Annotated in this window: 22 protein-coding genes; 15 read left to right on the forward strand and 7 right to left on the reverse strand. The window is 34.1% G+C overall.

Going from position 1 to position 18,382, the window contains the following annotated elements:
- Window positions 1–111 precede the first annotated feature (111 nt).
- The 3 genes from J5U23_RS02185 to J5U23_RS02195 all read left to right on the forward strand — a co-directional run bounded on the left by J5U23_RS02185 (window position 112) and on the right by J5U23_RS02195 (window position 3,300).
- Complete coding sequence (locus tag J5U23_RS02185; protein ID WP_244988849.1) at window positions 112–777, forward strand: hypothetical protein; 666 nt, start codon at window positions 112–114, stop codon at window positions 775–777.
- A gap of 48 nt (window positions 778–825) precedes the next feature.
- Window positions 826–2,478 (forward strand): hypothetical protein, encoded by a 1,653-nt coding sequence (locus J5U23_RS02190; protein WP_218266794.1) that lies wholly within the window; start codon window positions 826–828, stop codon window positions 2,476–2,478.
- An 81-nt stretch (window positions 2,479–2,559) separates the two neighbouring features.
- Entirely contained in the window at window positions 2,560–3,300 is a 741-nt protein-coding gene (locus J5U23_RS02195; RefSeq protein WP_218266795.1) for a hypothetical protein, read from the forward strand.
- On the opposite strand, the gene J5U23_RS02200 is transcribed toward J5U23_RS02195, so the two are convergent.
- Complete coding sequence (locus tag J5U23_RS02200) at window positions 3,297–3,959, reverse strand: helix-turn-helix domain-containing protein (protein ID WP_218261061.1); 663 nt, start codon at window positions 3,957–3,959, stop codon at window positions 3,297–3,299. The two genes, J5U23_RS02195 and J5U23_RS02200, sit on opposite strands and share 4 nt — an antisense overlap.
- A 50-nt stretch (window positions 3,960–4,009) precedes the next feature.
- A complete protein-coding gene (locus tag J5U23_RS02205) occupies window positions 4,010–5,524 on the reverse strand; it encodes a hypothetical protein (RefSeq protein ID WP_407690812.1) in 1,515 nt (504 codons plus the stop codon).
- Window positions 5,525–5,866: 342 nt separating this feature from the next.
- On the opposite strand from J5U23_RS02205, the gene J5U23_RS02210 reads away from it, so the two are divergent.
- Window positions 5,867–6,580: an ATP-binding cassette domain-containing protein gene (locus tag J5U23_RS02210; protein WP_218266797.1), complete on the forward strand. Its 714-nt coding sequence runs from the start codon at window positions 5,867–5,869 to the stop codon at window positions 6,578–6,580.
- Window positions 6,546–7,550, forward strand: coding sequence for a hypothetical protein (locus J5U23_RS02215; protein ID WP_218266798.1), 1,005 nt, complete (start codon window positions 6,546–6,548; stop codon window positions 7,548–7,550). Before J5U23_RS02210 ends, J5U23_RS02215 begins: the two co-directional genes overlap by 35 nt.
- Here the strand turns inward: J5U23_RS02215 and J5U23_RS02220 are convergent.
- Genes J5U23_RS02220 through J5U23_RS02230 form a run of 3 tightly spaced genes read right to left on the reverse strand, consistent with a single transcriptional unit; the run spans window position 7,547 to window position 10,204 of the window.
- Window positions 7,547–8,083, reverse strand: a complete 537-nt coding sequence (locus J5U23_RS02220; protein WP_218266799.1) for a TQO small subunit DoxD — start codon at window positions 8,081–8,083, stop codon at window positions 7,547–7,549. The two genes, J5U23_RS02215 and J5U23_RS02220, sit on opposite strands and share 4 nt — an antisense overlap.
- Window positions 8,071–8,979, reverse strand: a complete 909-nt coding sequence (locus tag J5U23_RS02225; RefSeq protein ID WP_218266800.1) for a hypothetical protein — start codon at window positions 8,977–8,979, stop codon at window positions 8,071–8,073. The genes J5U23_RS02220 and J5U23_RS02225 overlap by 13 nt, the downstream gene beginning before the upstream one ends.
- A gap of 10 nt (window positions 8,980–8,989) precedes the next feature.
- Entirely contained in the window at window positions 8,990–10,204 is a 1,215-nt protein-coding gene (locus tag J5U23_RS02230; RefSeq protein ID WP_218266801.1) for a YncE family protein, read from the reverse strand.
- A gap of 299 nt (window positions 10,205–10,503) precedes the next feature.
- On the opposite strand from J5U23_RS02230, the gene J5U23_RS02235 reads away from it, so the two are divergent.
- The 10 genes from J5U23_RS02235 to J5U23_RS02280 all read left to right on the forward strand — a co-directional run bounded on the left by J5U23_RS02235 (window position 10,504) and on the right by J5U23_RS02280 (window position 16,312).
- Entirely contained in the window at window positions 10,504–11,478 is a 975-nt protein-coding gene (locus J5U23_RS02235) for a sulfurtransferase TusA family protein (RefSeq protein WP_218266802.1), read from the forward strand.
- Between the two features lie 42 nt (window positions 11,479–11,520).
- Entirely contained in the window at window positions 11,521–11,880 is a 360-nt protein-coding gene (locus J5U23_RS02240) for a hypothetical protein (RefSeq protein WP_218266803.1), read from the forward strand.
- Window positions 11,873–12,208 carry a DsrE family protein gene (locus J5U23_RS02245; RefSeq protein ID WP_218261069.1) on the forward strand — a complete coding sequence of 112 codons (336 nt, stop codon included), beginning with the start codon at window positions 11,873–11,875 and terminating at the stop codon, window positions 12,206–12,208. The genes J5U23_RS02240 and J5U23_RS02245 overlap by 8 nt, the downstream gene beginning before the upstream one ends.
- Before the next feature lie 81 nt (window positions 12,209–12,289).
- A complete protein-coding gene (locus J5U23_RS02250) occupies window positions 12,290–12,538 on the forward strand; it encodes a sulfurtransferase TusA family protein (RefSeq protein ID WP_009989107.1) in 249 nt (82 codons plus the stop codon).
- 3 nt (window positions 12,539–12,541) lie between these two features.
- Window positions 12,542–13,771 carry a YeeE/YedE family protein gene (locus tag J5U23_RS02255; RefSeq protein WP_218259276.1) on the forward strand — a complete coding sequence of 410 codons (1,230 nt, stop codon included), beginning with the start codon at window positions 12,542–12,544 and terminating at the stop codon, window positions 13,769–13,771.
- Complete coding sequence (locus J5U23_RS02260) at window positions 13,771–14,049, forward strand: hypothetical protein (protein WP_218267475.1); 279 nt, start codon at window positions 13,771–13,773, stop codon at window positions 14,047–14,049. The genes J5U23_RS02255 and J5U23_RS02260 overlap by 1 nt, the downstream gene beginning before the upstream one ends.
- Window positions 14,046–14,408 carry a DsrE family protein gene (locus J5U23_RS02265; protein ID WP_218266804.1) on the forward strand — a complete coding sequence of 121 codons (363 nt, stop codon included), beginning with the start codon at window positions 14,046–14,048 and terminating at the stop codon, window positions 14,406–14,408. The genes J5U23_RS02260 and J5U23_RS02265 overlap by 4 nt, the downstream gene beginning before the upstream one ends.
- Before the next feature lie 34 nt (window positions 14,409–14,442).
- Window positions 14,443–15,318 (forward strand): ABC transporter ATP-binding protein, encoded by an 876-nt coding sequence (locus J5U23_RS02270; RefSeq protein WP_218266805.1) that lies wholly within the window; start codon window positions 14,443–14,445, stop codon window positions 15,316–15,318.
- On the forward strand, window positions 15,309–15,926 hold the full coding sequence (locus tag J5U23_RS02275; RefSeq protein WP_218266806.1) for a hypothetical protein: 618 nt from the start codon (window positions 15,309–15,311) through the stop codon (window positions 15,924–15,926). The genes J5U23_RS02270 and J5U23_RS02275 overlap by 10 nt, the downstream gene beginning before the upstream one ends.
- Window positions 15,923–16,312 carry a hypothetical protein gene (locus J5U23_RS02280; RefSeq protein WP_218267476.1) on the forward strand — a complete coding sequence of 130 codons (390 nt, stop codon included), beginning with the start codon at window positions 15,923–15,925 and terminating at the stop codon, window positions 16,310–16,312. The genes J5U23_RS02275 and J5U23_RS02280 overlap by 4 nt, the downstream gene beginning before the upstream one ends.
- Here the strand turns inward: J5U23_RS02280 and J5U23_RS02285 are convergent.
- Both J5U23_RS02285 and J5U23_RS02290 read right to left on the reverse strand, forming a co-directional pair.
- The gene (locus J5U23_RS02285) at window positions 16,309–16,974 is read right to left on the reverse strand and encodes a helix-turn-helix domain-containing protein (protein ID WP_218266807.1); all 666 of its coding nucleotides are present in this window, start codon (window positions 16,972–16,974) and stop codon (window positions 16,309–16,311) included. The genes J5U23_RS02280 and J5U23_RS02285 overlap by 4 nt on opposite strands.
- A 120-nt stretch (window positions 16,975–17,094) precedes the next feature.
- Window positions 17,095–18,366, reverse strand: a complete 1,272-nt coding sequence (locus tag J5U23_RS02290) for an MFS transporter (protein ID WP_218266808.1) — start codon at window positions 18,364–18,366, stop codon at window positions 17,095–17,097.
- Window positions 18,367–18,382 lie beyond the last annotated feature (16 nt).

Consider the following 18,382-nt stretch of genomic DNA (forward strand, 5'->3'; position numbering starts at 1 on the left):
TATGTAACTCATGTAGCTCGTGTAGGTCACCTGATGCACTATACTTTGACGTAAATACGTCATTCTAAAATGCATTGTTTCACAGTTTCATGGAACTAAGGTTTATATGGAATATTCAACCAATTACAAGTCGTGGACAGACAAACACTCTTGGTAGGTTTGGTAATAATTACCTTAATTGTAAATGTAATGTTAGGTGTAGAACTTTATTATACACTACACAATAGACCTACTCAGCCAGTAGGCGGGATTCCAATAAATGTCTCCACAGTGCAAATTATTTCTCCGTCTAGTTCAGCCACAACTAACACAACATCTGGGGCAACTTCAACAATCACTACAACTCAATCCTCTACTACTAATTCTGGATCTTCAACTACTAAACAGCCTCAGACCTATTCATTTTCATTTAAGGCTGAATTTAAGATACACGTTAAAGAACATGGAATATACATTGTTGGTATCAAGCCTAATATAACGTTTTCTCAATTATATGTTATTCTCTATTTTGAAGATGGTCAAGTCGTAACGTTAAATCTTAACCAAACCTATGCAAATGTAACTATAAAGGAGGATGATGTTAAGGTAACTGCTTATATTTATGGTAAGAGTTATGAGAATTTGACGCCACAACAAATACTTAACGATATAGGTCTTTACTTTAAATTTATAGGAAACTCCACTAACAGCAGCAGTAATGAAAACTCAGAGGAGTTTATATTAGTTCGTGATATAAACCTAATGAAGAAATTATTTGAAATTCAACCCGTTTCATGAAGCGGAACAACTTAACCCTTATATAGGGGAAACGTCCTACTATCCCACATGAAATGGCTAGTCCTCCTACCTCTCCTCTTAACGGTTTTAGCAACAATTCCAATTTCAGCCAGTTCAACTCCTACAATCCATGTGTATTATCAAAGATATGATAGTGTATACAGAGCCTCCGGTATTAATGGTCCATTAAGTGGAAGTACAGTAACTTATACTATAAGTTCAGCTACATACAATACAACCCTAAGTGATGGCAAAGCGTTTAAGGTAACGTACAACAGAACAGTTTACACTCTATTATTTGCTTCTTCTCCAGAAAAATTTGAGGGATATGTTAACATATCAGCCTATACTAATAACACGATTACGATAAAAACTGACTTACCTAATTTAATAAGAATAGTGATAATTAGTGCAAATGAGACAGAATTGATATGGGCTGGTTTTAATGCTACTGATATTAACGCTTATGCATATATTAATGGAACAGGTGAAGTTATGCTTCAATTTGCAAACGGTTCCACAATAGCTAATGCAACATTGACAATTAATAAAGAAAATGCAAGTATAAGCAATAAAATAAGCCTATACTTATTCCCGGTAACATCTGTAGAGGCTAAAGTATCAGTTAGTGGAGAGCTAACCGCGACAGCGCAAATACCAAGGAGATATTCTCCATTACTGGTCAGTATTAACTATAATGGGACGGAAAGCAACGCAACTGTTAATGGATATAAGGTTACTACAGCGTACTTCAATGGTACACTGACTCCTGCCTTAGTTTGGAAAGGAGAAGGCTTAGTTCCAGTAATGTCAGGTAAGGGAAACATACGTGCAGATTTTGAGACGATAGAATTTTATGGAGTAAATGGTACAATTCTAGGATATGTACACATTTCGAGTATTGTTGGAAATCTAGAGATGATGCCAGTTAAGATTGGACTTAATTACAACGTCGCATTTACTGAACTTAAGATAGTTACGGTAAGTGGAGTAAAACAAGTACATGCGAACTTTATGGGTTACACTTACATTAATGGAGTCCCAGTAATGATAGTAGGAAACGATGAAGGTAATATAACGTCAACTGCAATCGTTAACATTTCTCATTTAGTCATAGTGCATAATCATAAAGGCGTGCTGGCGGAAATAACGTTAAATTCAACGTCAAAATTCGTAGTATTAACAGAAGACAATACCACTCATAATGTTAGTGTAACACCTCCGCTATTGGTAAACGTTACCAATGTGCATTTAAACGGTAACGTTCATGTGGCACAGAAGGTCGTAGTCAACGTGACTTCACAATACATCCTATTCAACGTTACGACGCTTAATAATGGTTCTATAATTGGCGTCTATAAGGTAGAGAATGGTACATTAGTTAAATTAAACTCTTCCAATTACTTCATCATAAATGGAAAACTGGAAATATTTGACGATCCATCTTCAACATATTATGTAGTTTACTCTGCACAACCAACTACTTCAACGGCATCCTCTGCTACTTTAACATCCACAGGTACATCTAGTGCATCCACTACCGCAAGTGTCTCTGCTACTTTAACATCCACGACATCTCCTTCAGCCACATCTAATATAACAACAACTTCATCATCAAATACTATGACATATATGGCGATTGGAATAATTGTACTAATAGTTATAATAGTAATAGCTGTGGTGTTAATTAGAAGAAGGTAAAAGTTCTTTTTTAATGTTTTTGTCCTTTTCCTTTGTTATCGCTAGAAAAATTTATATATTTTAGGGTTACCCTAATACAGTATGAGAGGAAAAGAACTTATAATCGCGTTTTCCATATCTCTCGGAATTGCAATTGCCATATTATCATTGCCAGATATACTAGAGCCCATAGCGCATAAAATATTATTAGTCTTAGGCATTTATTGGCCTTTAGCAATTTTTATAATAGGTATAGTTCATGGACTAAAACCTGACGAACATACATGGCCAATTACCGTATCCTATGGAATAATGCAGAGGAATATGAAAGGTGCAATAGTTTCTACAAGTGTTTTCGCAGGGGCGTTAACACTCGTCTGGGCTAGTTTAAGTGCACTGACTGGACAACTTCTCTCATTCTTTCAGAATTACAACCTAGATCCAGTAGTAGACGTTATAGTAGGGCTGACAATGATAGGAGTTGCCTTAATTTTCATCATTAAAGGTAAGGATAAAGTTGCAGATAAAGATGGTAATCCAGATTACAAATTAATATGGATTCACGGCCTAGCTGCAGCTTTTGGAGGAGATTTCATTGTAGTATTGTTATTAACCATTGCCCTAAGTACACTTATTAGTGTGAATGTAACCTTCTTAATTGGACTATTATTTGGAATAGGCTCATGGATAGCCCAATCCATAGTTGTTCTATTAATATACGAAGGTTTGGTCAAAGGAGTGAAAGGGAATTTCCAAATTCTAGCTAAGGCAGGGAGGCTATCGTTACTATTCCTAGGAATTTTTATGATAGGATTGGGAATTTTAAGCTCTCTAACTGGTTAAGAATCTCTTATACTCTTTTCGGTCAACTTCGCAATAGCCTTTCTTAAAACTTGCATTATGGCTGGTTTAGAAATACCCAACTCATTTGCTAACTCCTCTAGTCCTATTCTTTTAGGTGTTTCGAAGTATCCCTTATCAAAGGCTAGCTTCAGAATTGATAATTCCTTAGGCGTTAGCTCTTCCTTTACTGAAAGGAATGGATTTGAAGATTCCTCAATAATTTTAAACTCATAAGTTAGCTCCTTCACCTCTGGTATAATCTTAATGAAGTTTTCAGAGTCAGCAATTACGTTCCATCTTTCCATTCCTTCATATATAGTTTCTGACATGCTAAAAATTCTACAATCCCTTAACAACCTTTCAGCTATTCTTCCTCTTAGGCTCTCTATCGACGCATAAATTGCTCTGATACCAGATTTATTCTTGTACTCATCTATTATTCTGAAATCAATAGTTGTTTCATTTCTACTCAACATTCTAATTATTTGCTTATAAGACTCCTTGTTCTTAGCGTAAATTACACCCATAACATTTTCAGTGAGTCCATCCAATGATGGAATTCTCCTTACAACCTTTACATATAATTCCTCTTCGTCAAATCTCTCAGTGTAACGACTCCAATCGTCGTGTGAGAGCACTATGGTGTAACTTTTTATCATTATAGAATATAGTAATGTTTGAATTTAAAAGGATTAGATGGTACATCTTACTATGAAATTCTATCTTTCTCACGAATCATAATATATATTGCAATTGATACTAGTAATATGATAACGTAGACGATAATATAATTCGTAAAGCTATCATTATCTCGAGGAATGCTGAAATTTATCTCATGGAGTTTATCTCCCAGTGATAAGTACAATTTACCCTTATGATATAGCACTATAGTATTATTGTAAACCCCTACGACAAAATATCCCCTAGGTATATAAATGGTGGAATTTGGCAAGCTTATAATTAATTCATATGTACCATTATTGTATTTCAATATTACTGGAGAACCTTGAATTAAAGGAAAGTTCTGATATAAGAATATAGGATTATTGTAATACTCTACAGAGTTGTTCTCCACAATAAGCCCAGTTGAAATCATTGTACCCGAGGGAAGTCTATCTAAAGCGCTTTTACCAATTTGATAATATGATATAGATGAATTGTAAAAAAGTATTAATAAAATGGATTTATTGTAAATATAAAAATTCGCTACATTATGAATATTTAGTCCATAAGTAGTATTAAATAGAACTAAGTAAAGAAAGGGATTGAAGTTGGTTAACAAATAATAGCCTGAAAAACGATTTGCAATCGATGGTATAACGTTAACAGAATAATTAACTACATTGATAGTGGATCCTATTTCAATGGACATTGGAACAATAATTGGATTAACAAGAGCTAAGCTGCTTGAAAATACTACTGAGGGAAATAGCTGTGTATATACTGCATAAGGCTTCTCTAGTTGTTCGGTATAACTGTTTATCTCTAAGCTTTCCGTATAACTCCCATTAATAGAGTAAACCGAGATGTTGCTTTCGTTGTAGAATACTAGGAATCGTGAACCCTCTAAGTTAGAGGGAATATACTCACTCATATATCCCCTAAATTTAATCACGATTTCGCTTACTGACATTGTATTTAAATTCACTGCCTCCACTTCATATCCGCCTATTGTGGAATTGAAATATATAGGACTTACTATGTAAATCCAATTTCCATATGAGAAAATGGGTAATACCCCTTTTAAAGGAAAGAAAGACCCAGCTATAATACGATCCTTAATTAGTGTAAGATTTAAGGGAAATCCAATAACATCGGTTACGCTAATATTCTTTTCATTATTATTAATAAAATTTATACTAGATATGGAAATATTATAAATGGGAATATTTTCCTCTAAAAGCGATCCATTAATGGTAATATTTCTACTTATTACTCCCAATAGCTTCTTGCCAATTAGAACTAAGTAATTTCCGGTTAAAAGTGGATACTGTACAGAATAATTGTAATTTAGCTTTATTTGGTTAATTAAGGTCAACGATGAGTCTATAACATATGCTGCTAAGTTTCCTTCTGCTTGCATCTCAATTACTAGATATTTATTGTAGGAGTACGTTAGAATATTAGACGCATTAAGAGAAATGGTGGGTAAAGTTATTCTCCTTCCGTTAAAATCCTCTAGTGTTATATTCAGAATATCACCTTTAGAAGTCTGAATTGCCATTATAGGCTTTCCATCTAAGGTAATTAAACTAATGTACACATTTGTTACACTACTTGCCTTAACTAATATTCCATTGCAAAATTCTGATAAAATTAATGCTATTAATATGATAGTTAATATTCTTGATGATTGCTTCTTATCCACATTTAAACATTTCCTTTGTCATATTTATATATGAAATTTAGAGGAATGGGCATTTATTAATACCGTTCCTTACAATTGGCTAGATAGTTATAGAAATAAATTGAACTAACTAGTTGATTTAAGCACTACATGGACTGCAAATTTTAATTGTTATGACACGAGAAGATATATTAATTTGTAAAATGAGTAAACTTTAACGTGATAAGGGCAATAAACGTAAGTAAAATTTTTCACGGAAGTTTTGCAGTAGTTGACGTTAATCTAGATATTTACGAGAACGAGAAGGTAGGAGTTATAGGTGTTCATAATTCAGGTAAGACTGTACTACTTCAGATGCTAGCAGGGGATATGAAACCGACTAAAGGTAAAGTGTATTTAGAAGACAAGAGAAAGATCGCTTATATACCTCAGGTGCCTAAGTTTATACCAACTATCAGTGTAAAAGACGTAATGGGTTATGTTAATAAGGAGTATCATTATTTAGATCTCGTTGGCTTAGATTGGAGTAAGAAGGTTAAAGATCTATCCCTAGATGAGAAAAAGAGGTTGTCCTTAGCTCTTTCATTACCTTTTTCCCCTAACTACATCATAGTCGATGACATGTCCCAAATTTCTTCTCTCACTAGAGATTTGATAAGGAGATTTAAAGGGGGTGTAATAATTGCTCACCATAACCTTAAGGATATATGGGATCTAATAGATAGGGTTGTAATTATGTCTAAGGGTAGGCTCGTTTTCGATGGTCCCAAGAGTAGATTGCTGTATAAGGTTATAAGATTTGAGAACAGTGAGGTATGGGAAAGGGAAAACGATAATAGTATCGAGAGTGATTTAGATAAACGTGGAGTTAAGTATGAGGTTATTAGAGTGACACCAGATGAGGCTTTCCTATATTTTTATGCAGGAATTTAAAAGATCAGTTGCATTTGTCTTCCTAATTCTCATAGCTTTGAGTTTATCACTAATAGCTGCGCAAATTCTTTCCATGTCAATAAGCGTCGTAGGTATCATTGAGGGCTCTTCTTATGGCATAAAAGTAGCTGGTTACGTCTTTGACTTTCAAGGAAAAGGTGTAAGTTCAGAAATAAAGGTGTCGTATTACAATTTCACAGAGAGCGTTAAGACGAATAATGGGTCATTTTACTTGTATCTTCCAGTAGCATATGTTCAGAATAGTACTAGGATTAACGTAATAATAAATTCATTTCAAAAACATGTAAATTTAACATTATCTATACAAAATTCTTCAACTACTTTCGCTTTTTCAAGTCTCTTTTTAAAATACTATTCCAGCCAAAATCTTTCGATTATAAGCGTTAAGGGTAAAACTTTCATCGCAACAGATCCTAAACAAGAAAATTTAAATTATACAATTTTTGAGGTTAGTTCGGATAACGTTAATCTACCTCTAAATGTCAATTTCACCTACAGTAATTTTTCAAACACACTAAAGATACCTCTTATTATCCTTTTATTGTTCATCCTATCCTTTATAGCTTTAATGAGCTACTATTTATTATCCTCTTTTCCTAGAGGCGAACTAAGCCAAATTATGAGGTTAGTGGGAACAAGTAAAGTATATGTTGGGAAGTTACTAGCTGAGATACCTTTGACAATTATGTTATCCAGTCTACCGTTTTATTTGTTTGAACTTATTTTAATAGGTAATGACTTTACCTTGATTTTACCTTATATAATAGCTTCAATCTCTTTCTCCTTAGGCGTTTACGGTCTTGCACCATTCGGAAGTAAGAACATGATATATTATTCTGTAATATTAGGATTTTATATTGTAAATTTAGTAATATATGATAAATACTTATATTCTCTATTTGCAACTCTTCTCCTAATGGTTGGGTATGTAAAACTGAGAAGATCCTAGACAAGCGTTAGATACACAATGACCGCAATGTATATCACACTACCTACTACTATCCATAGTATCTTGTTGTCAATAATATTAAATTTTCGTGATATTAAAGAATCTATTGAGAAATTACCAGAACCATAAGCTATCATGTACGCGTTTATTGTCATCATTAGAAGATTTAACCCGTATTCCTCAGCTCCAGTCCAGCTAGCAGACAAGAAGTAAATTAAGTTGGTACAAAATGCTACCACACTACTTAGTCTAGTCATTAATCCTATAAGAGTTAGAAACCCAAAGCAAATCTCTCCAATCATCACTAAGGTTCCAACTAGAACCGGATGTGGCATCGCGACTATATATAAAAATTGCCTTATAATAGATCCTTGGGCTAAGTACTGTATCGTAAAACCTACATATTGTTCGGAAGATGGATTCAGAAATCCTGAATTGAGAAGTTTTCCTAAAATACCCGCATAGAGCCATATGGAAGCCATTGATATCCTTAAAATTAATGTAAAATTATCGGAGATCATTATCTTTGCCATAACAATCCCTCTCTTAATTTCTTGCTAATTTGTATGAGAGAGTACAATGATAAAGAGAGAATTGCCACTCCAGCAAATACGGGAGAGGATAGTAATATTAATTGGGAGATAGTAGAGAGTAAGGGCATTCCCATATAGATTGTGTACTTCCACACTAGGTTTTTACTTATTAATGGGAACGAGGAGGAAGCGAGATACAATAGTGAATTTATTGCAGTAGGGGTTAAGCAGCAAATCCCCGCTATTGTTCCAATTGATGGGACAGAGGCTGTTAAAAATCCTCCTGCAATGTTTATTGCAGTTATCCTAAAGGTCTTTGGTACTTTCCATTCCATTAAATTGTATGACACGTATATTAGTGAAATGGTATAGTAGCTTAGCATGAATGCAAATGATAGTATTAACGTGTTTAATAGAGCAAATACGATCATTGGAATGTTAAGCACGAAGAAATTGAAATAGGTTTGAATTCCATATGCGTCATATGTTATAATTGTTAGCTTTAAAAAATAGGGGCTAATGTTGATGTTTGGGATCAAGATGACTCCGCTAACTATTAGGAAGGATACTAAATAGGAAAATGAATAGAAAATTAGTATTTTTCTAAACGCCTTATCGTTTAGAAGACTCTTCATAATATTTAATACAGTAAAGTCTCCTTTCACCAGTATGAATTTGTTCTCCTTATGTCTATAAAGGAAGTACCCAAATATACTAGAACAAGCAAGATATATAATAGTGAATGTTAGGAAGGGGAGTATAAACGTTTGTTGTCCAGTATCTGATAAGGGAGAATACCACAAACTAACTATCCTAATCCCATTTATTAAAATTGGGAGAAATACGGTAAAATTAAAAAACAAAAAAGTATAGAAATATGGATGTAGGACTTTCATCCTTATTCCCCTAACAGTGAAGCCCACTAACTGGAGGTAACAAAACGTTATCAACTAGGTAAGTTGCTACTTGGTTTTGAACTGGAATTATCACTGCTGGTGCGGTAGACAAAGGTACATAGCTACTTACCGTTAAACTACTTAGGGATATTAGAGCTATTATACCACCTGATTGCACATTACCGTGAATCACTACATATGCGTACTGCCCTCCAGGCATAAGTTCTATATCTGCCAAGCCTTTAACACTAAATGTTGGCAAGTCTATAGTTTTGACTATCTGAAAAGTCGATGTGGATATCACAAACACTTGATTCGCATTTGAAGGTGCCTCAAGGTAGTACTCTCCATTTGGAGTGAATACGCCTCTCTGTGGTATTGTACCGTTGGGCATTTGTAAGATACCTAGCAATTTCAATGATGGTAGAGAGTAAAACCCAACTGAGTTATTTCCAACGTACTCTACCGCTACCATTGTGCCTTGCATATTAGGGCTTACCATATAGGGTTGCGAACCAGCAGCAGCAGGTAAAACCTTAATTACACTACTGTTTAACGCTATAAGATCGACGCTGTTGTTAAATCTCATTGGAACTATTAAATAGCTCCCATCTGGACTCCATCTAACGTCACAAGGATAATACGTTCTACCGTTAACTGGAGAGACGAAATGCTGTTCCCATAATACGTTAAGAGATGAAACGTTAATTAGGGCTAAGATACCGCTTGGGCCATCTGCTACTGCAACTAGTTGTTGACTCGGTGAGTATGCTACTCCTATAAATCCTATACTGTTTCCAAAATTGAATTCCTTTACTATCTTTAAACTATTAGGATCGATTGCGTAAACCGTACCATTATTTACTGGTATGAGGTAATATCTTGATTGTGCAGCACTTTCAAATGGATACTCAACCCACCAGTATACTTGTTGTGGTACGTTTGTAGAGATGTTAATGGAATGCGTATATCCTTGGAAAGGAGTAGTGGATGATGGGTTTATTATTTCTGCAATTCCTTTCTGTGTGAATACTAGGAAACTGTATTGAGGAGTAGCAGTGACTGAACTACTGGTAGTTTGGGTCGAACTAGGTATTGATGATGATTGAGACTGCTTTAACATAATGTATGCTGCTCCTACTCCTATCAATATAATTACTATGAGTCCTACTATTAACCATAATTGATAACTAGATAACGCCTTTATTAACTGTTTTTTATTCATTCGATTCCCTCAAAATATTACGTATTTTTAGGTAATTATAAAAGTTGTGATATTATAAACCCTTATTAAAGTTAATATAATTAAATTGTAATAATCATATCTACAGTATCTAATACTTTTGCATAAAATTAAGAAAATCCTTGAACCAAAATAAGTTGGTTGACCAAGAAAATTCTTCATCAATGTTTTTCTTATTGTTATATCATAAGAATAGACTTTTTATTCTTAAAATTAAATTCAGTTATACACTAAATGGCTGAAGATAAGTTTTTTAAATAGAATTAACACCATTTTAAACAATGATAGAGGAAACTACACTGATTTACGCTGAAGATTTCAAGCCATTGTTAGACCTGGAAAACTCGTATAAGCTATATAAATTATCAAATATAAAAAAGCTAGATTTTGGATATATCTGTTACCTTACCATATTCAGACTAAAAGTAGAATGTATATGCAAGCCGAGAAAGGATGGCCTTGATATAATAGAAAAGAATGGAAGGTTCATAATAAATATAACATTCCAGAAGGAAAGCGAAGAGAGAATAAACGTAAAAATAAGTTACAGAGGAATTCTCGAAAAACTCCTAAGTAGTATAGCAAATTCAATAAGGAAAAATTTAGAAGAATATTCAAAATATTTGATAAGGAAGCAAAAAGTTGAAAATAATCTTAGAATTTCTACTCTTAAGCCAGATAAAGTATTAGATCTTAGAGGAGAAGAGTGCCCAGTTCCGGAAATAACGTTAAAGAGAGAATTGATGAAGGCTAATAGGGGAGAAATAATAGAAGCTTTGACTGATAATCCAGCCGCAGTAGCTCACACTATCCCAGAAATAATTAAGTTATTTAACTGTAGATATGAGGTCCTAAAATATGAAGATTACGTATCTTTTAGGATTTTAGTTTTAAGTAATACGATTAACACTGATGAATACGTTAAGGTCATTAAGGAATTCAACGAGTCTAGAATTAGAGAACTAATTAGGGATAAGAAATTCATGTCGTTTTTATACACATATTTCGTGAAATTCCATAAAGTTGAAAAAGTTAATGATTTTAAGAATTATAGATTTAATTGTGAAAAAGACATTTGCCTAGTCTCATCAGCACCTTTAGGTAGGGGATGGTTATTTACTGGACTAATTAAGAGTAACAAAATGGTATGTGCTAGGATTGACACTGAAAATGAAACCTTATTAGATTACGAGGCATTAGAATATTTAAAGAAGTTAGCTGGAGAAACAAATGTCATGTATTTATCGTTAGATTGACTATTTGCAAAAATTTATTTGACTAAGCGTGTATTTCCCATTATGGAGCTTAAGGATGAATGTGGTTGCATAGTTAATAGGAAATACGCTTCAGACTTTCTAATGAAAAGGTTATTTAGCTATAAGAAGATAAATGCTGAAAAATTGGGCTATTTTAGAATAGATAATTTTAGGTGGTTCACACTCTATAGGGCTCAAGATGGGAAAATATATTATGAAAGTTCTGAATGTCCACTACTCATAATAACCTTAGAAGCACTTTGTGAGAGATATATTGAAAATGAGGGAAAAATAAATAGAGATAACTCCATGGAAAAACTACGTCAAATCAAGGGATTTACAATTAACCAGATAGTGAATGAAGTTGTTGAGAAGTTTATAAATGGTGTCAGCAATGGTTAAGAAAATTGCCTATATAGTTGAATCCAATTTGGGTTCTTATATTTTAGGGCAGATGGTAGTACCGCAGTTGGAGGAAAACAGACACAACGCTGAAGTTATTGGAATGTTCTTTATACACGATAATGTCTATATTCTAATGAAAGATAATCCCTTAGCCGAAAGATTAGGTAAACTTAGTAGAGAAAGGGGCATATATTTGCAAGTCTGTGATCAATGCATATACATGAGAAATTTAGCTGATAAACTAATAGAGGAAGCAAAGATAGGCTGTTTCCCTGACTTTTATGCAAAAGTATTAGATACTGTAGATATGATTATTACAATTTAATTATATTAACTTTAATAAGGGTTTATAATATCACAACTTTTATAATTACCTAAAAATACGTAATATTTTGAGGGAATCAAAGTGGAAGATCTAACTTTAAGACAACCAGATGAGGTTCTTGATGTTAGAGGAGAGGAATGTCCTGTTCCAGAAATGAGTGCGAGCAAAAAATTGAAGAAAATGAAAGTTGGACAAATGTTAGAAGTGTTAACAGATCACGAACCCGCAGTACATGTTACTTTACCTTCTTTATGTAAATCCTTAGGATACCCGTTTGTAGTGATAAGAGATAACGGACTTTACAAGGTGAGAATCCTAAAGGTGAAATAATCAATGCCTAGTATGGTACTACAGCCAGTACTTCAAGAGAGTTGGGCATTAATCTACGGATTATTCGCTCTTTCTGGATTTATTTTGGGTTGGGCAGCTCAAAGGGGTAATTATTGTTTTGTAAACGCCATGACTTCAATATTTACGGCCAAAAGTTATGAGAGATTTGGAGCCCTTTTAATATTATTCGGATTGTCCGCGTTAGGAAGTGGGTTGCTAGTTGCATTTGGGGTTATCCCGGCAGTTGATCAGTACTATTATAACTATTTTGCAGGTTGGTATATTCTTGTTGGCTCTATAATATTTGGCTTTGGTGCAGCATTAGCAGGTGGTTGTAATCTATCAATGCTTTATAGGGCTGCCAGTGGCTATGTTCAAAATTGGATAGAGTTATTCGGAATGATGATAGGCACTTATGTATTTGCAATAGGCATATGGCCTTTTCAGCTATACACAATGGCTAATGGAATTTTATCCACTACTAACGGAGGATATGTTGAATACTTGCCCTACCTTATATTTCACTCAATTTCAAATATGTCAGTCTATGTAACCACGTTAGTAGTTAGCCTACCACTAATATTCATTGGAATCTACTTGCAACAGTACACTAAGAGAAAATGGGCAATCTCATCTAGTTTACGCATCAATTTACCTGCAGCTAGAGCTTATTATAATCAAAACATAAGTACATCTGGAGAGGAAAAGGTATCGTTAACCAAGGAAATTAAAGATTTGATACTATTAAGAAAACCATATGGAACTAACTTAACTACGATAATATTGGCATTAGATTTACTTTTAGTTTTCATAGTTGGTGCTGGATACACCTTCAATTACCTAGTCATAACTTCGTCTGACGGCGGTAGATTCTTTGAATACTTACTAATGTTGGGAAACGTCAAGTTATTTCTAAACACACCTTGGTTTAACGATTCGCTACCAATTGTCGACCCAAGTACGCTAATGGTAATAATGTTATGTATTGGAGCTTTCTCAGCATCATATCTAAGTGGTGACTTCAAAATACGAATACCAAGAAATAAGAGTAGACTACTGATAGGGTTCGGAGGAGGAATGTTAGTTGGTATAGGCGTTAGAATGGCCCTTGGATGCAATGTAGGGTTAATGTGGACTAATTTTGCCCAATTAGGTTATGACGGTATTATATTCCTCTTCGGAATGTTATTAGGAGTTTATTTAGCTGTTAAAGTCCAGGAGAGGTGGTTATGATGGTTTCCCTACCAATTATTAGGAGATTATTATCGCCCTTAGTAGTAAGTTTATTTGCATTAGGTTGGTATGAATTCTCAGTACAATATATAGTTCCCAACAATAATGTTGCATTAGAAAATGGCGTATTTTCAGCTTATATATCCCCATCACAATTGCAAGGATATATAGAGGCAACCAGATACATTTGTTATATAGTAGTTTATTTGGGACTCATATTCTTCTGGTATAATCTAGTTAAGACGGTTAGAGAATTTGAGGGGGCGAATAAACAATGAGTGATTTATATGCAATAATGGTAATATCTGGAGAAGATGAAAAACTCTATATGGCCTATATAACTGCCATAGGCTACGCCTCTTCTGGAAATAAAGTGTACATGTTCTTCACCATGGATGGGTTAAGGGGAGTAACAAAGGAAATAGAGAAAATACAACTTCCTAACGTAAAGCCATTATCCTATTACTATGAAAATCTGATAGAATTAGGAGGTGATGATATAGAACTTACAGCATGTGAATTTGGAATGAAAGTTAAAAACGTTGATCATGAAAGGTTATTGGATAAGGTTAAGGTAAGCGGTGTTTCGGAATTCGCATTAAAGAGTTCCGAGGCTAAAGCCACATTAATCTTTTAAAAAGTTTTTTAGTGTCAATAACGTATTTCGTAATATGAGCGTGATTGATGCTATCAATTTAACAAAGAGGTATGGTGATATTGAAGTACTCCATGGCCTTACATTCTCCATAGAGGATAGGAGTATAACCTTAGTTATGGGTCCTAATGGTGCTGGGAAGTCGACACTACTTAAAATAATTGGTGGGCTAATAAACAGAACCTCAGGCTACATAAGTGTTTTAGGAGAGGATCCTTGGAATAGCAATAAAATACCAAGAAAAGTTGGGATAATATTGGACAAGCCATTTTTACCACCATACCTCACTGTAATTGACATAGTGAAGGAAGTTTCCAGCGAATTTAACTATCCTCTTAGTGACGCTAAAAGGTTATTAGAAGACTTTAATTTATTACATTTTCTGAAAAATAAAGTTAGGGAACTTTCAGCTGGTACTAAACAGAAATTACAAATAGTCTTTTCCTTGATAAAAAATCCAGAAATAATTATAGCAGATGAGCCTACAGCCAACTTGGACATAACATCACGATATGAGGTCTACAATACTTTTGCAGTGTTAAGAGAAAAAATGGGCTTAACTGTACTCATATCATCCCATATACCAGCTGAAATTTTAGCGTTCTCAACTCACGTCTTGGCAATAAACAATGGGATTATGAAGTTCTTCGGCAAAGTAGATAAGCTATTAAGAAATAATTTTCTTGAAGAGTTTTATATAGTGGTTGATAATATAGGTAAGGCTCTAGAAGCGTTAAAGGATAGGAAGATAGAAGTTATAGGTAACCAGATAAGGATCTCTGGAAACTTAGCTGAAATTTCGAAAATCCTTTCCACTGCTGGTGTAAGGATATTTTACGTTAGAAATTCTATAATAGATAAAAGTATCAAAGGGGAGACGGGATGGGAGTAGTCAGTTTTCTAATCAGGCATCGATATGGTGAATATGGGTTACTTTCGTATATTGACTTAGAAGCAGCTTTAAGCGTTAGTGTAGTGGCGTCATTTAATTTCTTTCATCCACAAACTAGAAATGCAAGTGTTGATCAACTCCTATTCAATATAATTATGTTTACAATAGGTATAATATTATCTACACTAGTTATAAGGAACATAAGTCTAGGGATGGGTCAAGATCTCTATGATGGGACGATAATATCGTTTTTGCAAATGAGGGATAGGAGGACAGTATTTCTTCTATCATATTTCATTGATGTTCTGCTAATAGGTGGAATATTTCTCTTGATTGCAGAATTGATATTTCTTCTCTCATCATTTACTCCACCCATAATATGGATAAACGTCTTCATGTCCGAATATTTACTCCTCTGTAATTCCTCCTATTTGATTGCAATACTAATTAAAAGACCCTTTAGAAGCTTCTTCGTAAGTATAAGCTTAATCTTCCTAGTTCTAGGGATAGAAGTAACTGGAAATATATCCATATTTAATTACCTTTTACCACTAGATCTAATTTTGGGTTACCTAGCATACTACGCCTTTAGGAAGGTGCAGATATAGTGAGAGTAGGCATATATTTGATATCCTTAGGTATTTTAATACTAGTACTAGGAGAGATTACGTTCCCTTTAAACACCACAATACACGTGAACAACAGCAGTATGTATGTAATTCCCCCATGGTACGAAAGAGCGAAAGTAAGTGTGAATAGTGGAAGTTTTCTCATAGTTTATCGTAACTACACGTACATATTGTTAGTAAAAGGGAGTATCACTATTAAACCAGCCTCAATACTATATGGACTTGGCAATGCCAGTATACTACTAGAGGGGTATAAGATTTTTTACAATCAATCCTATATTGTAGTTGGAATTTTCCTCATAATAGTTGGAGTTGTAGTAGAGATACTCAAACTCAAGAGAAGAGGAGATCAACAATTTTTTTAGGTCAGATTATCTACATAGTTCCTAATTAACTTACCCATTGCCCTCCTTAACGCTTGCAGAGTTGCTGCCTTACTAATCCCTAATTCCTCAGATAATTCCTTCAAATCCACTTTTTTAGGCCAATCGAAATACCCCATCCTATACGCCTTATATATGATTTCAAACTCCTTACTTGTAAGCAAATTCTTCACAGATAGTAAATTTCTATCATCTTTCTCGGTAACCTTTAAATTATAGGTATATTCCTTCAAGTCAGGCAAGATGATTTCCTTAAATACCTTGTCATCTATTACTAGAGACCATCTTTCTAACCCGTTTGATATTCGCTCTGAAATATAGTAAGCTCCCTTATTCATTAAGAGTTCACTAATTCCCCCCTTCAATTTAGCTGATAATAACATTAAAGCCCTTAATTCGTTCTTAGTTCTGACAGTCTCAATAATCTTTAGTTTGATAACCCTGTTGTTGGATTTAATTATGTTAATTAGTTCATTTAGTACCATAGGGTCTCTGACATAAGCTTCAGCTATTATATTCTCTTCCATCTTTTCAAATGATGGTGTACGAATTTTCATTAATACTTTTAACTCATCTTCCTCGTACTTATCAGTTTGCAAAGTCCAGTCGTCATGGGATAAGAGCACGTTATAACTTCTTATCACATTATACTCTTCTAAATCTGTAGTTAAATGTCTTTTTGTTTCTATTTATTTCTTAATTGGGTAATTTTCAACTAAAAAAAGATGGTCTTGACGAAAACTAAGCAGAAAACAAGGAATAAGTCATCTTCTTTTCACAATCAACGTTACTAAACCAGCTAAAATTGAGAATATTGCCATGGCATAAACTCCATCTACAAATGATCCAGTATATGATTTTAGAAATCCTACTACTATAGGGCCAGAAATTCCTCCAAGATTTCCAACAGCGTTTATCAAACCTATAGCAGCAGCAGCGGCGTCACCAGATAAATACCCTTGAGGTATAGCCCAAAACGTTGCGATAAAACTATAAATCCCTATTGCGGCTAATGCGAAAAGTATGAATGATAAGACGAATATGCTCTGAGTTGCTGCGCTTAGTGATAAACCAATTCCAGCCACTATAAATACTCCAAAGGTTACAAATTTGTGATTTTGTCTTTTATCAGCATAACGTGCTATTAGAATTAATGATATTGAGGCAATAACATATGGTATTACTGACAGAAAACTGGCAATTGTAGCGTTAACTTTACCAATAAAGCTAATAATTGATGGTAACCAAATAGAATAGCCGTAAAGACTTGTAACTCCTAAAAAGTAAACTATGGCAAGCAATATCACATTTAAGTCCGCTAATGCCTTAGTCCAACTAACCTTAATCTTCTCCACCTCCTCTTCCTTAAAAGCTTGTTCTAATGCACTCTTTTCATCATTGCTTAACCACCTGGCATCTCTTGGAAAGTCTGTTAAAATAAAATATGCAAGTAACCCGCCAAATATCGCTAATATTCCTTCATACCAGAACAAATATCGCCATCCGGGATAGTCACCATAAGTTGCAAATATTGCTCCAGCAATTAGACTACCAAATATTCCAGATATCGGAATTGCAGCAGTGAAGAAACTATTGGCAGTGGCCCTCTCTGGTTTCAAGAACCACAAACTTAGATAAAACATTACCCCTGCAAAGAATGGACCTTCAGCTATTCCAAGTAGAAATCTTAATACATAAATTTGTGAAACCGATGTGACGAAACCAGTTGCAATAGTTATTATACCCCACACTACAAATGCTATAAGAAATATTTTCCTAACGCCATATCTATTAATACCGAGATTTGAGAAGATTTGGGGAATGAAATAACCTACAAAGAATAATGATGAAGCTAGGGAAGCAATTATACCAACTTCCTTACCAGAAACCCCGAGATATTGGAACATTCCGGCATCTATTGCATAGGAAATATTCACCCTATCGAGAAAGTTCACGATATATAAGAAAAAGAGAATAGGAAGTAGTCTAACATATCTTTTACTTCTAGATGTTTCAATTAGAGAACGATAACTCATATGTTAATTTTTGGTA

It is taken from the genome of Saccharolobus shibatae B12, assembly GCF_019175345.1.
GTDB lineage: Archaea > Thermoproteota > Thermoprotei_A > Sulfolobales > Sulfolobaceae > Saccharolobus > Saccharolobus shibatae.

Excerpts from the sequence above, each read along its gene's own strand:
- J5U23_RS02190 (WP_218266794.1), top strand. The coding sequence starts at position 826 with ATGAAATGGCTAGTCCTCCTACCTCTCCTCTTAACGGTTTTAGCAACA.
- J5U23_RS02195 (WP_218266795.1), top strand. The coding sequence starts at position 2,560 with ATGAGAGGAAAAGAACTTATAATCGCGTTTTCCATATCTCTCGGAATT.
- J5U23_RS02200 (WP_218261061.1), bottom strand. The coding sequence starts at position 3,959 with ATGATAAAAAGTTACACCATAGTGCTCTCACACGACGATTGGAGTCGT.
- J5U23_RS02205 (WP_407690812.1), bottom strand. The coding sequence starts at position 5,524 with ATGGCAATTCAGACTTCTAAAGGTGATATTCTGAATATAACACTAGAG.
- J5U23_RS02215 (WP_218266798.1), top strand. The coding sequence starts at position 6,546 with ATGAGGCTTTCCTATATTTTTATGCAGGAATTTAAAAGATCAGTTGCA.
- J5U23_RS02220 (WP_218266799.1), bottom strand. The coding sequence starts at position 8,083 with ATGGCAAAGATAATGATCTCCGATAATTTTACATTAATTTTAAGGATA.
- J5U23_RS02225 (WP_218266800.1), bottom strand. The coding sequence starts at position 8,979 with ATGAAAGTCCTACATCCATATTTCTATACTTTTTTGTTTTTTAATTTT.
- J5U23_RS02230 (WP_218266801.1), bottom strand. The coding sequence starts at position 10,204 with ATGAATAAAAAACAGTTAATAAAGGCGTTATCTAGTTATCAATTATGG.
- J5U23_RS02235 (WP_218266802.1), top strand. The coding sequence starts at position 10,504 with ATGATAGAGGAAACTACACTGATTTACGCTGAAGATTTCAAGCCATTG.
- J5U23_RS02240 (WP_218266803.1), top strand. The coding sequence starts at position 11,521 with ATGGAGCTTAAGGATGAATGTGGTTGCATAGTTAATAGGAAATACGCT.
- J5U23_RS02245 (WP_218261069.1), top strand. The coding sequence starts at position 11,873 with ATGGTTAAGAAAATTGCCTATATAGTTGAATCCAATTTGGGTTCTTAT.
- J5U23_RS02255 (WP_218259276.1), top strand. The coding sequence starts at position 12,542 with ATGCCTAGTATGGTACTACAGCCAGTACTTCAAGAGAGTTGGGCATTA.
- J5U23_RS02260 (WP_218267475.1), top strand. The coding sequence starts at position 13,771 with ATGGTTTCCCTACCAATTATTAGGAGATTATTATCGCCCTTAGTAGTA.
- J5U23_RS02265 (WP_218266804.1), top strand. The coding sequence starts at position 14,046 with ATGAGTGATTTATATGCAATAATGGTAATATCTGGAGAAGATGAAAAA.
- J5U23_RS02270 (WP_218266805.1), top strand. The coding sequence starts at position 14,443 with ATGAGCGTGATTGATGCTATCAATTTAACAAAGAGGTATGGTGATATT.
- J5U23_RS02275 (WP_218266806.1), top strand. The coding sequence starts at position 15,309 with ATGGGAGTAGTCAGTTTTCTAATCAGGCATCGATATGGTGAATATGGG.
- J5U23_RS02290 (WP_218266808.1), bottom strand. The coding sequence starts at position 18,366 with ATGAGTTATCGTTCTCTAATTGAAACATCTAGAAGTAAAAGATATGTT.